This window comes from Glaciimonas sp. PCH181 (assembly GCF_003056055.1).
GTDB lineage: Bacteria > Pseudomonadota > Gammaproteobacteria > Burkholderiales > Burkholderiaceae_D > Glaciimonas.
On the sequence record NZ_PYFP01000001.1, the window covers coordinates 1896566 to 1911668 of the forward strand.

Here is a 15103-nt window from a genome sequence, read left to right on the forward strand (position 1 = left end):
AAAATCCTTAGCGGTCAATCTCACCAAACACAATATCTTGCGTACCGATGATAGTGACGGCATCGGCAATCATGTGGCCTTTGGCCATCTCATTCAAACCTTGAAGATGCGGAAAACCGGGTGCGCGGATTTTCAGGCGATACGGTTTATTCGCACCGTCCGACACGATATACACACCGAATTCACCCTTTGGATGCTCAACGGCAGCGTAAGCTTCACCCGGTGGAACATGGAATCCTTCAGTGAAAAGCTTGAAGTGATGAATCAGCTCTTCCATGTTGGACTTCATATCAACGCGCGACGACGGCGCTACCTTATGATTTGTAGTCATGACAGGACCGCTATTGTTCCGCAACCATTCTACGCATTGCTTGATAATGCGGTTTGACTGACGCATTTCTGCGACACGGACCAAATAACGGTCATAGCAATCACCGTTTTTACCAACCGGAATATCGAAATCCAGTAAGTCGTAAACTTCATACGGCTGCTTCTTGCGCAAATCCCACTCAATGCCAGAGCCGCGCAACATCGGGCCTGTAAATCCCATCGCTTTTGCACGTTCAGGTGAAACTACACCGACCCCGACCAGACGCTGCTTCCAGATACGATTATCAGTGAGTAAGGTTTCGTACTCATCGACATAGGTAGGAAAACGATTCGTGAAATCTTCAATGAAATCCAGCATCGATCCCTGACGATTTTCATTCAGGGCCTTGATGGCTTTGGCATTACGAACGATAGACGCTTTATGCTGTGGCATCTGTTCAGGCAAATCACGATACACGCCGCCCGGACGATAGTAAGCAGCATGCATACGTGCGCCAGAAACAGCTTCGTAGCAATCCATCAAATCTTCACGCTCGCGGAACGCATACAACAATACCGCCATCGCACCAACGTCGAGTGCATGCGCGCCGATCCACATCAAGTGATTCAGCAACCGCGTGATTTCGTCGAACATGACGCGAATATATTGCGCACGCAAAGGCACTTCGAGCCCCAATAGACGCTCAATCGCCATCACGTAACCATGCTCATTACACATCATCGACACGTAGTCGAGACGATCCATGTAAGGAACAGATTGCAAATAAGTTTTTTGTTCCGCGAGCTTTTCAGTGCCACGATGCAGCAAGCCAATATGCGGATCGGCACGTTGAATAACTTCTCCATCCAACTCCAGCACCAGACGTAAAACACCATGTGCAGCAGGATGTTGTGGGCCGAAGTTCAGCGTGTAATTCTTAATTTCTGCCATTATTTGATCCCGTAATTTTCTTCGCGAATCACGCGTGGCGTGATTTCACGCGGGTCTATCGTTACAGGCTGATAAATCACGCGTTTTTGCTCAGGATCATAGCGCATCTCGACATAGCCTGAGACGGGGAAATCTTTGCGGAACGGATGACCGATAAAGCCGTAATCGGTCAAAATACGACGCAAATCGTCATGACCTTCAAACAGAATACCGAAGAAGTCGAATGCTTCGCGCTCGTACCAGTTTGCTGCAGACCAGATATTGACCAACGATGGCAGCAAAGGCATTTCATCATTGGGGGCAAATACCCGCACACGCAAGCGCCAGTTATGCTCAAGCGACAGCAAATGCGAAACAGCCGCGAAGCGCGCACCGTCCCAAATACCATCGCCATAGGTTGAATAATCAACCCCGCACAAATCGATCAATTCTTCGAAGCGCGTATCCGCATGATCACGCAACACGCGCATCACCGATAGATAGTTCGCAGCCTTGACTACGATCGTCACTTCGCCGAAGGCAACAGTCAGACTTTGAAGATCATCGCCTAGCGCATTGCGCACAGCGGCTTCAAGGGTTTCCAGTTTCGTCGTCATTCTATTCTCTTAGCGCGCAATCGTATTGGTGCGGCGAATCTTATTTTGCAGCTGAATGATGCCGTAAAGGAGAGCCTCAGCCGTTGGAGGACAACCTGGAACATAAATATCGACAGGCACAATCCGGTCACAACCACGTACCACCGAATATGAGTAATGATAGTAACCACCGCCATTGGCGCACGATCCCATCGAAATCACCCAACGCGGCTCTGGCATCTGGTCATACACCTTGCGTAACGCCGGTGCCATCTTGTTGCACAATGTACCGGCGACAATCATCACATCAGATTGACGCGGCGACGGACGAAAAATCACGCCGAAACGGTCCATATCATAACGTGACGCGCCGGCGTGCATCATTTCGACAGCACAGCAAGCCAAACCGAACGTCATCGGCCATAACGAGCCGGTACGTGTCCAGTTGATTAGTTTGTCAGCAGTTGTGGTGACAAACCCTTCGTTCAATACGCCTTCAATAGACATGACTTACTCCCAATCCAGTGCGCCCTTCTTCCATATGTACCAGAAGCCGACAACAAACTCAGCGATGAATACCATCATCGTGATGAAGCCAGCCCAGCCGAGGTCGCGCATTGCAACACCCCAAGGGAAGAAAAAGGCAGTTTCCAGATCGAACAAAATGAACAAAATGGCGACGAGATAATACCGCACATCAAACTTCATGCGCGCGTCTTCGAATGCTTCAAAGCCACATTCGTACGGAGAATTTTTTTGAGCATCGGGCCGATGTGGCCCAAGGATACGACCGAGCAATTGCGGCATGACACCAACCGCAATACCAATCAAGATAAACAACAAGACGGGGAAATAATTTTCGAGGTTCACAATTTTTCGCCAATAGTTTGAACGTTGAGTAGAGTGATATAACGGCAAGCACGAAAAGGTAACAATAACTACCGCAACGTACTTTACCTTTTCAACCAAACACTACAAGTTCCTCGATTAAAAACCAGCGTAGGAACAACTTTGCTGGCCTTCATAACTTGGTGCCGACGGCGAGACTCGAACTCGCACAGCTTTCGCCACTACCCCCTCAAGATAGCGTGTCTACCAATTTCACCACGTCGGCATAGGGCCGTATTCTAACCTGTTTTAGCATTTTTGTTCAATGCACAATTTGATTAAAATCCAGTAATTTACAGTCTACATTTACTTATTTAGGAATTTGATTCGACTGATCGGCGCTATGCGTTGATGAGGCCGAAGTTGCTGCCGCCGCGGCTGGCGTAGCGCTAGTCGATGCACTCGCTGCAGGAACGGTCGCAGGAACCGAAGTTGCAGGGATTGCGGCGGCTGGCGCAGATGCTGCCGGCAAGCTATCCATTACACCACCAGTTGCTGCAGTGCGGTGACTACCCAAATACACCAAAGCCAATGTCGCGCAGAAAAAAATCAACGCTGCCAATCCAGTCGACTTCGACAAGAAATTTGACGATCCGGTTGCACCAAACAAGCTACCTGAAGCGCCAGAGCCGAAAGCTGCGCCCATATCGGCACCCTTACCATGCTGCAATAGAACGAGACCGATGATCGTCAACGCTGACAAGACTTGAACGATGACGATAATAGTAAGTACTGAGTTCATTTAATGATTTTCCAATGGAGAGATGATGCTATTTTGCGATTCAATACTTTTTAGGACTTGCCTGACTGCGCAAACCAAAACTTTAACCTATTCTGAGCAAGCCGACGCCCAACTACTTTGCGACGCTAATTGCTGCCATCAATCCAGGCACACCGACAAGCAACGATCAGGCTGCCGCGACAATGGCGAGGAAATCAGCGGCTTTTAATGCAGCACCGCCAATCAGGCCACCATCGATATCTGGCATTGCCAATAATTCGACGGCATTATCCGGCTTCATGCTGCCACCGTACAAAATCTTTACTACCGCGGCCGACTCAGCATCCCGCAAAGCCACTTTACCGCGCAAAGCTGCATGCACGTCTTGCGCCATTTGTGGGGTAGCCGTCTTGCCGGTGCCGATCGCCCATACAGGCTCGTAAGCAATAACAATTTTTTTGATTGCCGACACATCCAGCAGCTCTAAAACCGCCTCTAATTGTTCGCCGACCACAGCATCGGTTTCACCCGCTTCGCGTTGCGCTAAGGTTTCACCCACACAGACGATTGGCGTCAAACCCGATTTCAATGCGCTTAACGTTTTTTGCGCCACTAATTCGCTAGTTTCGCCATGATACGCCCGTCGCTCTGAATGTCCGACAATGACATATTTACAATCAAAGTCGCGCAGCATCGATGCCGCAACTTCACCAGTATATGCACCGGAAACATGTACCGAGACGTCTTGCGCGCCTAAAGCTAACGCGGTTCCCGCAATTGTGGATTGGCACTGAGCGAAATAAGGTGACGGAACGCAGACGGCTACATCACAGCCAACTTCCCCCAAGCCTGCCTTTAATTCGGCCAACAATGCGGCGTTGGCAGACAGGCTGCCATTCATTTTCCAATTTCCTGCTACGAGATTGCGACGCATGATTGGCAAAGCCCACTATTTTAATAACCCGACATTCTAACGCGGCGGGACCAAAACGGTCAAACCGCAGCACGAGGACAGCAATTATTCATCATAGCTGTAGCCTTAGCGAGACTAAATACGCCTTTAGTAGGATATCGAATGCGCACATACCAGCACTTATAGTTATTTTTTAATAACATTCAAGCTGGCAACGCGATTATTGAATCCTCACCTTATACGACACTTGACCTGATTCTCCCGGGGCTAGTTCACCACTAAAGCTCCACTGAAGCCCCCTTGGGACCGTGGGAACGTAGTTACACATCAATCCGGGCGGCATTGCACCGCACTCAGGTAAGCCTTGCAGTAATGTATGAGGCGCAACAACATCTTCTATTTCCCGCATCGTCAGATATTGATCCGAACGATTTTTAAAGATGATGGTATAGGTCAGGTCGTTGCCGGGTTCTGCACTGTCTTTATCGACTGTTTTTGTAAATTGCAATGATCCTTGATCGGGCATGACCGTAATGCTGTCTTTTTGCAGGAGTGCCACAATTAAGTTATCCGCAGTTGCGTTGATAACACTTACAGCGGTTTCCCCACTTGCGTTCGCGGCAATAATCAACGGCACGTCAATGTGCAACGATTGTCCTGCACATAACTTACCACCTGCAGAAAGCAGGCTGTCAAAACCGGACTCCCCCGTCCAGATCGAATCAAGATTAGCTATCACCGTACCGTCGCTGACTGTTAGTAAGGGAATCGCACCGGGGTCTAACTGCAACTGCGCCGGAAGCGCATAGATTACATCGCTATTCATTGCGCACACCGAATCCGTTGCTACTGCTAACGTCAGGCGATAAGCGACGCTTTCTCCGGCAAACCATGCCTGTCGCGGCGGCGAAGTGGCTATTTGCTCAACGCGAAGGGCTAATTTGGGAATCTGGGCACCAACCTCAATCGCCGTCGGCAAACTCACGTTACCAGCACGATCACTGGCCGCGACCGTCAATATAACGCCCGGCTTAGCAGGCAAGTCGCCTTTTGCGAACGTATGCGAAAAGGTCGCTGAACTGCCAAGGCCATCTCCTACGACATCAAGCGTGAGCTGATCGGCCATCCCCGACCAACCCAACACAATTGCGGCTTTTCCATCGCCGCCAGCGCCAAGGCCAGAAGCATCGTCACTGAAACTGCCACTGACAATTAAACTACCATCGGGATCCCATTTTGCGATGACATCGTGAATCACAGGGGCTTTGCCATCATATTTCAACGAAAATCCCGCAGTTGCATCGTTGCCATCCAGCGTAGAAAATGCAACCCCTCCAAGCACGTCCTCTGCCCATATCGCGATTTCCACGTCTTCCGTATATAGTCCGTAGACATATTCAACTTGGTCCAAATTGTATTCGCTTGTAAGACCACAATTACCTTTACAAACATAATTCCAATAACGGTAGATTCCATTTGGTTCGCTAGTTTTCCGCTGCCCGATTGCAACACTCTTTATCGCGGCACCTGAGGTTATTTTTCCGCTTACTTTAATTTTGCTACCGTTATGCCAGCCACCTTTCCCAAGCACCGAAAACGTTATTTCTGGTTTGCTTATTGCGGCAACGTGTTGGTTATTGTTCGCATAAGCGACGATGTTTCCTACCGTGTCGGCTGCTTGAACCTGAAATATAAGTGGGTCGTTTTTGTTGACATCGGCCGGGATGTTCACTTGCAACGAATAACGATTCTCGGCGACATGTGACATAGCCAAATCACCCGACCAAGCATTTGCGCCTATTTTCCAACGTAACTTAACATTCGCCGGATCGACGCCACTCTGCGCATCGCTAACATCAACTTTGACCTCAAACGGCTTACCAGGAGCGGCTCTGTTTGCTGTCGCCTCAGCGCCGACAGGCCAGACAATGATGGGCGCATCACCGTCGTGTTTCACCGTTACGCCACGACCGCTCCCCGTGCCATTGTCCGTGAAATAGACAATGGTTTCATTAGTATCCCTTGCCCAAAAAAAGAGTTCAACATCGTCAACTGAAACATTAAAAGGGGAATCGATAGGACCAAAACTATAGTCGGTAGTCGCGCCACAGCTCTGTTCGGTTCGACAAAGGCCATACCAGGCAATAGTTCCAGTAGCGGCAGATTTTCGCCATCCGATTCCGACATCTTTAATATTGACGCCAGATTTTGCTGTACCCGATAACTTAATTTTTCCGCCGTTATGCCAGCCATTAGCTGCCACCAACGTCAATACCGGCTTAGTCACGCTAACAACGTGTTGATTAGTATTCGAGTAGGCAGTCGCGTTGCCAATATTATCGGTAGCCCGAACCTGAAATAAGATTTCGTCACCCTCACTCGCAGTACTCGGCACATTCAGCTGTGCCGTATAGCGATCGCTCGCACCAGCAATCATGGCCGCGCCTTCCGACCAATTGCTAGTACCTATTCTCCAGCGCCATATGACATTAAGGGGATTGACCCCACTTTGTTCATCGCGGACATCGACTTTAATGTGATACGGCTTACCCGGCGCGGCGCGGCTGGCCATCGCCTCAGCACCTGACGGCCAAGTAACAGCAGGCGCCACGCCATCGTATTTTATAAGCAGACCAGTGCCAGTCGCGCTACGGTCATTGGTTGAATAAACTTGGTCATTGTTGACGTCCGTCGCCCTCAAGGCAACCTCAATATCCTGTTTCCAGAACGTCGTTTTATAGATCACATCGTCAACGGTATACTCCTGCGCTAAACCGCACCCACTCTCGGTATCGCATAGCGGCAAAGAATTGCCATACTGCTCCGTAGCCAGGTTAGCTCTGCGCTGTACTATGCCGACATTTTTGAGATTCGCTGTTGCCGTCACCTGACCACCAACCTTAATTTGTGTACCGTTATGCCAACTATTAGGCGGAGGTGCGGTTAAGTTGACTACCGGCGGTTCGGTAATTTTGACCTCTTTAGAGCCCAGACTAAGGAACTGCGTTCCCCGATAAGCATAAGCATAAAGGGTATGCGTACCAAGTGGCAAATCGTCAACGACAAGATTGAAGCCGCCAGTTGCCGCCATCACCTTGACCACCGTACTCGCGTTTAGCCCCCGATAAATGCGTATCTGGTCAGCGCCGCCGGCGACCTCCCCGGTCATACGCAAGATGCCATTTTCGACCACGGCCGATGCGAATGTGCCACCAAGAACGCGGACAGTGGTTGAAGCCTGAGCGGCTTTGGTTTCGTAGGCATCACCGTGGTACATATAAGCATCTAATACATGTTCACCCGGCGTCAGTCCCGTCAGATCGATAGTTTCGCCAGCACCTTCCCCTACCCACCTATCCTTCGAACTCCATATTTTGACGTTACCATTGGCACCGGTGCCTTTCCAGACACCGCTAATCGCCACTTTTCCCTGCGTGTATTTATCGGGGGTGGCTGCCGCAAAACCGCCCGTAAGAGAGCGAACCAAAATCTCTTTGGTGATCCATGCTTTTGCCGTCATGTTCGGATTAAGGTAACCGACCAATTTAAATTTGGAGCCAGGCGACAGATTGGTGGTATAGGGACTTATTGTGAATGAGACAGGACGGTCAAATCCATTAGACGAACTATCAACCGGAAACTTGCCATACGATGTTGTGCATACCCCCCCCCCTTCACCGTCCTTCCATAACTTGATCTTATTATTCCCATCCATATCCTCATGATAAATCATACAGTCATTGACGCTTGTATCCCAATCACTCCTGTCGTAAGCGACCATTACAGGGATTGTGTCACCGAGGTTTACTTCGCTTGGTAACTCCAAATGCCACGAAGCGCTTACCGCGTTCGCGGAAAACGGCATCAGCAATATCAGGCTCGCCAACACGCTGCATACAACACTGAACATGCCACGAATAGTTGTCAGCCTGTTTGTCAGCGACCTTGCTCGTAACCCACAACAAAACAAAAATTGATTGAAAATCATACTGTTACTCGTCATTTGTTATTCGTTTATTTTAAAAAGCTAATCGCTTAAAAACTGTTTTCATCGAACTTGTATCTGATCCGCAAATACACTCCCTGCGCCGTTTGTGCGATATCAGAAAAATCACGGTCGGTGAAGCCAAAGAAGTTGTAGCCGACGGAAACCCAAAGATCATCACGCATCAGATAGCCGACTTCCCCGCCCATTGCGTAACTCCGTTGACCCGCGTTGTCGGCAAATAGCGAAGCGGCTAAACTGGCATCCCAATTAGGTGATAAGTCACGGCTAATCCGACCGGAAACCAGATGACCTTGCAACGTGCTATTGATTACACCGCCTTCGCTGACATGCTTGTAGGCGTATCGACTTGACACCGTTACTTTTCGGCTCGGCTTAATGCTGGCATGGGTTGATATCAAATGGACTTGACGCCGGGCGTCAGGTAGCAAGGTTAAGCCGCCATTTTCTAGTCGGTGTTCGTAATAACCGAGCGCGTTGACTGCGTTGCGTTCCGTCTCCCGATAGGCGAATCCAGCGCGCTGACGCATCCGCAGACCATCACGCGTATTCGCATCTCGCCCAGTGGTTTGATACAGCGTACTTTTACCTAAAAAAGTCCAGTCATGATCAAGCTTAAAAGCTAGACCTAAGGTATTGAGCATGCTACGTTCACGGCCGCTTTGACGCAGCTCCAGACTGGCGCTACTTTTCCAGCGTGCGCTCGCCAGATAATCGATCTGGCCGGTCACCGCAGTTGCGTCGCCCTCGCTATTGCTACCTTCTTCGCTGTTTCTTGAGAGTGCTCGGGTATGTTCATAACTCGTATTCAAGCGCAAGCCTTCGGCCAGATTCCAGCCGTTGCGCAAACCAATCGCGGCTTGTGCATCGCGGCCATCCATAGCACTACCGAGACGGTATTCGCTAAACAAACTGGCATCCGGCAAATACTCGGTTTCTATCCCTGCAAAGCTGCGATATTGGCCACCTTCTCGTTGATCGCCTAGTTCGTACAAATTACCCAGATTGGATATCGCTTCATGCCGTCCGTATAAACGGGTACTGGCGTTAAGTTGATAATCGCCACCGAATGCCAACAAGCGTTGATCGGGATCGCGTACATCGCGTTCGTATTCGGTATACATACTTGCGCTGGCGATACCAGGCACTGGCGCGGTGAGTTTGACGCGTGCGGTATTTAAGTTGAGATCGCTTGCACCGACGTTACTGGCAGCTTGCCCACGGACGACCCGACTGCCGATTTCAGCGCGCACACCACCGTCAAAAACATGTTCTGCGCTGACTAAAACGCCCTTCAGTTCTGTCGCAGCCGTGTTAGCGATGCCGTTGATTGCGTTGCTGCCCGCGTTAGTTGCGCCGCCCATTCTCACACCAGTACGTGAACGCACCAATTCGCCTTTTAAGCTATCGCGTTCAGTTAAACGAAGTTCAACCTGCGCACGAATATCAGTCTTGCCTGCCGCTACGGCCGCATTCAGATTATCGAAACCTGCATCGGTTTGCACCGCTTGCAAGCGCGCTTTGATATCCGCCGATTGATGCAGCACTTCGATACGCGCGCCCTGCCCGTGCACGTCCGCACTTTCCGTTTGCGCCAGTTCGGCGGCCAGCATTGTTCCCGGTGCTAGCTCTGCTTGCAAAGTTACACCACGCAAAGTGCGCGCTTGCGCCGGATTGCGGTCTTGTACAGCAACCGCACCAATCGTGACACCGCTAGCGACCTTGACTTCAACATCCCCACCATAAAGCCAAAATTTTGCGCCACTGCCGTCAGATTCGTAGGTGATACGGATGCGGTTGAGATTACCGTTGGGGTCAATGCTAGGGACCGGCGCTTTCATGAGCAAAGTGCCGCTCAAAGGCTCGATATCGTAATCGGCAAAACGTGCCAGCATGCGCGTGGTCACGACGATACCGGGCTGATTGCGGTCGTAGGTGATGATTTCGATGCGCTCGCTGTTCTCGACAAAATCCACGCCAAACATCGGGAACGGTCCGGATGTGCCGTTAGCGGCGATTTCTTTGACTTGCTGCACCAAACTATCGCGACTGGCGAATACGTTGGCATTGATATCGCCATCAGCATTTTGATAGTGATGCTTCAAACCTGTAACGCCACGTTGATACCGGGTTAATTGCCGCACTGCGCTGGCATCCTGCGTCAGAAAATCGCCATACACCAAATAACTATGCTGCTTGTCCACACGCAGATATAAGCGGCTAGTCGATTGCGCATCAAAGCCCCGCTGAGCAGAATCGCCATAGACCGGATAATAGCGGTCGGGCTGAATATCTCGGAACAAACGATCTTTGACATCTTTTTCGCTATCGAAAGCCGTGGTCAATAAATACTCGCCTTTAACTTTACCTTTGAGGAAAAAAGCAGCACGTGCACCCGCTTGCATTTTTCCGCCATCCCAGTCACGACCAATGCGACTGAGCTCTCGCTCAAAACCATCGCGGGAACCGGCAGACTCTATCTGACCGTTACGCAAGTTAATGACGCCCTCCACTACACCGGTAGCAATCATAGGCCGCAATTCGGCGCTTAACCGTATGGTATGTCGCGCTGTGACCGTGCCGCTGCCAACTTGCACGACCAACTCCCCCGGCAAGTTCGGCGGTATTAATTGATACACCGCGCTGCCGCCTTCAATCACGACTTGTACCCCGGCTTGTGCAGGCGTGCTGTCTACGACATCCCAACGACCGCCGCTGGCAGTCAACGTGATCAAATGCGGTGCGATGATCGGTACGCCAGCGCTATCGGTTGCAGTCACCTGAACGGAAATGGGCGTTTTGCCATCAGCGATCGATTGTTCTGGTGCCGTAATGGCGATGCGCCCCAAATCGCCGGGTGCTATGACAGTGATGGTTTTAGTTTCTGTGCCTGCCCTGATGGTGAGCTTGTTAGGACCGGCCTGGAGTGCAATACCGATGTATTCCACAGCGGCGATCTGACGTGCGGCCAATACGCTACGCGTTCCTACCCGCTCCATTCCGATCAATACACCATTGACATCAAGCCGAAGATCGGACCCTGCCGGACCTTTGACACTAATATTAATTTGGCGCCGTGGCTGCTGCTGATGGTCTGTTAAATCAATAAAATCCAATGCGCCATCTGCGGTCTTAAGCAGCTGCTCAAATTTTGGTGGGACCAAGGTTTGTACAGGTTTATCGACAGTAACATCAGTAGCGGGCTTTAATAAATTTTTGGTATCCGAAGGTTGCATCAGAGTTGGCTCAATTGCAGCAGTCAAGCTGTTTTTTCCCGTAGTCGCCTTGTTATCCAGCATCCCGCTAGCCATCCTTGCCTTCACATCGACAACAGCCTTATCGATACCCTGTACGTCAAACTGCCGTTGTAGCGCTGTCTGAATTTCCGGCGCACGTTGCTGCGCCTGAATGCGACGTGCTTCTACGTCGGTCTGAATGGCGGCATTGCACGTCAGCGCAAAATCGGCGAGGCCTAATTCACCGTTCCGCAAATCGACGAACTGACTGCCAGCGCTCCCCGCCTGACGGTTGACTAATAATAGTGGCGTGCTGCCGGGCGGCAGCGTCGTTGGATCAAGTTTGATGACGTGGGTTAGTGGTTTGACGCCATAGAAGCTGTATTTGCCGTCCTCATCGGTTTCGACAAAGCTACCGTCTTCCAAATAAAGCCGGACATTCGGCACGCCACGCGGCGCTAGTTCTGCATCGCTATCGCAAGATAACGATACCTGCCCTAAAATAAAGGCATCACTGGTAAACACGCCACCGACTACTCGCACACTGACGCTTGCTTCGTTTGAGACCAGACCGCTGGTGCTGGCCTTGGCGCGACTAACCGCCAACATGCCTTCGCGTGCGCCAGCGCCGACTCTGACACGGTAGGTAATTTCTACGGGCGTGTCCGTATTCCACGCTGTTTTAGGTGCAGCAAAGCGCAAACGTCCCTGATGGATTTCCGGCTGTATTGCTGTCACACCGGAACCGCCGATGCGTAATCGCGCAGATTCGGCCACGTATGCAAAACCCGTCGGCAGGTTATCGACGATATCGAAACCGGCTAGTGCCATCGGACCTTTATAGGCAAGTTCAAGTTTGTAATTGACGAAGTCGATCAGTTCAACTTCTGGGCGATCTGCAGTCTTGCGCAATGACAGCGCACCGCCTCCTTCTTGGGTTGAATCGATCGCCAGTAAATTATTCACCAGACGCGGTGCGCCTGCGTCACGCTGCATTGCGCTGTAATACCGGACAGCTTCACCGACTGCGGGCAAATTGAAATTTGGAACAACTTTGAACACGCCGGGGCCAGCAGCGCGCGCCGCGTTTAATCGTACGGGCGCATCTTGCGGAGGCAATAATGTGGAAAAGCCATCACGATAGCCTGATGCAGCGACGACAAAGCGGTACTCACCGCCGGGGGCATTCGGTGTCAGCGCGAAGTAAAAGAAACCGTGCTCGTCCGTCGTCGTTTCGCCGCTATGTTCGATACCAAGCAAATGGTTGGATGGATCAAATGCGGTTACATCCGTTTCCATCCTGACGATAGCGCCGGCTACAGGCTCTCGCGTAGCGGCGTCATACACCCGTCCGCTCGGCGATACTGCCAGACTTTGTTCAGTGTAGGTGCGACCGGCGGCGAGATGCGCGTATGCCAACTCCCCGCTGCCAAAGTCGCGCACAGCTTGCGCTTGCGGCTGGCCGGGTTCACCGTCCATCGGCGTTCCTATTAAGGTTCCCTGCCTGGAAAAAAAGCGTAAGCGATATAGGCCGCCAGGCGGGATGGCGGTCATCTGATAAGCACCTTGCGCATCGGTGGTGACAGTGCTGATAACCGTGTCTTTTGCCGTATTGATCGTGCTGCCACTTTGATCGGCGGAGCGCAGCTCAACTTTCCAACCTGCCAGCAATGCATCGCCAGCGTCATAGCGGCCGTTTTGCGCGGTATCGAGCCAGACCCGTCCAGCCAAAGTCGCGCCAACGCCGACACGGCTTGCGTAATGCAATTGATTATTCCCGGTATTTTGCGCAGGCTCGCCGCCGCCTTCGACTTCAACCTTGCCCTGCAAGATGGCCTCAACTTCACCTGCCGGAAGCGCACTTTTCTCAGCACGGACTGTCAGTGTCAGCGCAGTGCTGAAGCTGCCCGCCTCGAATGTCTGATTGGTAGAACATTGCAACGGCGTGCCACTAACATCACACTGCCATTGCCCGCCCGCCGTCGAATTAACAATACTTAAACCAATCGGCAACGTAGCGCGAATAGTCACTGCTTGTGCTGGATCAGTAGACTTACCGCCGATATTGCGGGCACTGAAAGAATAGGTTGCAGTCCCGCCAATGGCGAGATCGGCGACCGTTGCCAACGGCACCAAATCCGGTGTTTTATCTGCGCCCGGGCGCAAACTAATTTGATTACTACGTGCAGTGCCTTGCTTGTAATACGCGTCAATAACGGTATCAACGACCGCCTCCGCATTACTCGTCAACAGCAAACTAAAGTTGGCTTGCAGCGTTGCGCCTGCATCCAATTGATTGGTGGCGATGGCTAACTCAACGGCATCCAGCGCGATCTCTTCCGTGCCTGGCGGGAATTGACGGTAATTGCCGGAAGGCTCACTAGCCAAGCGGTATAAGCGTAGTCCGTCAGCGGCGTTATGGCGTAGGGTTCCCGGCACATAAGTCGCGTCTGGCGGAAGCAAATGACGTAGCAAAAACACCGACTTCAGTTGACCATCGATGCGAATCGTTTCGGCCTCCATCTGTTCAGTCCCATTCGCATCGACATCACCCTGATTGCGCGCCGTTACGCTGAAATCAACAGTCGCGCCCGGCGCAGGCCATAGCGATGAAACTTGTTGCTGCACCGTAACCAGTGCACCATCGGCCACTTGGAGTTGGATTTTTTTATTAGCACTGACGTTTTGTAATTGCGTCACCGCCGTCAGGTTGAGAGTAATACGGCCGCTAGCATCTGCCGGTATTATTCCAACCAATAACAAGGCGGCATTATGTCCAGCAACCACGGCAAGTGGCGTACCTGTATTCGCAGCAACAGTATCAGACTGCAATGCAGAAATTAACGGAGATGCCGGATCGAACGATCCATTTTGATTCACATCCAGATATAGTTTTGGATGGGCGATTTGGAAGCCATCGGTACTGCCGAGAGAAAATTGATAGTGCGAAAGCGTATTGCCAATATTGCGCAGTTGTAAAGGAATCACAATTTGCTTACCCGGCAATGCTTGCACGATAGCGGCGGCCTCAAGCGCAACATGCTCAAGCGGCCGAATGTTGATTTCCACCGTGTTTGAGACGCTATTTCCGGCTTCACCCGATTCATATTGAAAAGCGGCTTTGGCCTGAGTCTGAATCAGCGTTCCCGCCGATGGTGGAAGCGCGTGCGCCTGCAACACAATCGACAAAAGAAGCAATAACACTCCGACCCGAAAAAATTGGCGCCAACCTAACGATGCAAACATAAAATATTCCGTAATAAGACCTTAAAAAAACTTGCAAACTAATCTGCAAAAAAGTTTTTTCAAGAAGACTTGAGGTAAGCAAAAGATCAACGTCCATCCTTTACGACCAAGGCGAAACGCTTACTTTGTGTAAGGGCTTGTTTAGAAGAACTACTGCATGGGTCTGTAGTTTTACGATACTGACGTGCCAAAACAAAAGGATTCAGTAAGTGCAAATCTGAACGACAAAGCTAACGGCAAAAGCAACCGAAGAACTA

At 51.0% G+C, this 15103-nt stretch carries 8 protein-coding genes and 1 tRNA gene; all 9 read right to left on the minus strand.

From position 1 onward, the window contains the following. Nucleotides 1-7: 7 nt before the first annotated feature. The 9 genes from C7W93_RS08835 to C7W93_RS08875 all read right to left on the minus strand — a co-directional run bounded on the left by C7W93_RS08835 (nt 8) and on the right by C7W93_RS08875 (nt 14846). Entirely contained in the window at nt 8-1261 is a 1254-nt protein-coding gene (locus C7W93_RS08835) for an NADH-quinone oxidoreductase subunit D (RefSeq protein WP_108439671.1), read from the minus strand. Beyond that, nucleotides 1261-1857, minus strand: a complete 597-nt coding sequence (locus tag C7W93_RS08840) for an NADH-quinone oxidoreductase subunit C (protein WP_108439672.1) — start codon at nt 1855-1857, stop codon at nt 1261-1263. Before C7W93_RS08840 ends, C7W93_RS08835 begins: the two co-directional genes overlap by 1 nt. Before the next feature lie 9 nt (nt 1858-1866). After that, nucleotides 1867-2343 carry an NADH-quinone oxidoreductase subunit B family protein gene (locus C7W93_RS08845; RefSeq protein WP_014005578.1) on the minus strand — a complete coding sequence of 159 codons (477 nt, stop codon included), beginning with the start codon at nt 2341-2343 and terminating at the stop codon, nt 1867-1869. 3 nt (nt 2344-2346) lie between these two features. Then, nucleotides 2347-2706, minus strand: coding sequence for an NADH-quinone oxidoreductase subunit A (locus tag C7W93_RS08850; protein WP_108439673.1), 360 nt, complete (start codon nt 2704-2706; stop codon nt 2347-2349). 159 nt (nt 2707-2865) lie between these two features. Further along, a tRNA-Leu gene (locus C7W93_RS08855) sits at nt 2866-2950 on the minus strand. Between the two features lie 84 nt (nt 2951-3034). Continuing rightward, the gene (gene secG, locus C7W93_RS08860) at nt 3035-3466 is read right to left on the minus strand and encodes a preprotein translocase subunit SecG (RefSeq protein ID WP_108439674.1); all 432 of its coding nucleotides are present in this window, start codon (nt 3464-3466) and stop codon (nt 3035-3037) included. A 166-nt stretch (nt 3467-3632) separates the two neighbouring features. Next, a complete protein-coding gene (gene tpiA, locus C7W93_RS08865; RefSeq protein WP_108439675.1) occupies nt 3633-4379 on the minus strand; it encodes a triose-phosphate isomerase in 747 nt (248 codons plus the stop codon). A gap of 199 nt (nt 4380-4578) precedes the next feature. After that, nucleotides 4579-8073, minus strand: a complete 3495-nt coding sequence (locus C7W93_RS08870) for a DUF11 domain-containing protein (protein WP_161539904.1) — start codon at nt 8071-8073, stop codon at nt 4579-4581. A gap of 320 nt (nt 8074-8393) precedes the next feature. Then, nucleotides 8394-14846, minus strand: coding sequence for an SdrD B-like domain-containing protein (locus tag C7W93_RS08875; RefSeq protein ID WP_108439677.1), 6453 nt, complete (start codon nt 14844-14846; stop codon nt 8394-8396). Nucleotides 14847-15103 lie beyond the last annotated feature (257 nt).

Excerpts from the sequence above, each read along its gene's own strand:
- C7W93_RS08870 (WP_161539904.1), bottom strand. The coding sequence starts at position 8,073 with ATGGATGGGAATAATAAGATCAAGTTATGGAAGGACGGTGAAGGGGGG.
- C7W93_RS08840 (WP_108439672.1), bottom strand. The coding sequence starts at position 1,857 with ATGACGACGAAACTGGAAACCCTTGAAGCCGCTGTGCGCAATGCGCTA.
- C7W93_RS08875 (WP_108439677.1), bottom strand. The coding sequence starts at position 14,846 with ATGTTTGCATCGTTAGGTTGGCGCCAATTTTTTCGGGTCGGAGTGTTA.
- secG (WP_108439674.1), bottom strand. The coding sequence starts at position 3,466 with ATGAACTCAGTACTTACTATTATCGTCATCGTTCAAGTCTTGTCAGCG.
- tpiA (WP_108439675.1), bottom strand. The coding sequence starts at position 4,379 with ATGCGTCGCAATCTCGTAGCAGGAAATTGGAAAATGAATGGCAGCCTG.
- C7W93_RS08835 (WP_108439671.1), bottom strand. The coding sequence starts at position 1,261 with ATGGCAGAAATTAAGAATTACACGCTGAACTTCGGCCCACAACATCCT.
- C7W93_RS08845 (WP_014005578.1), bottom strand. The coding sequence starts at position 2,343 with ATGTCTATTGAAGGCGTATTGAACGAAGGGTTTGTCACCACAACTGCT.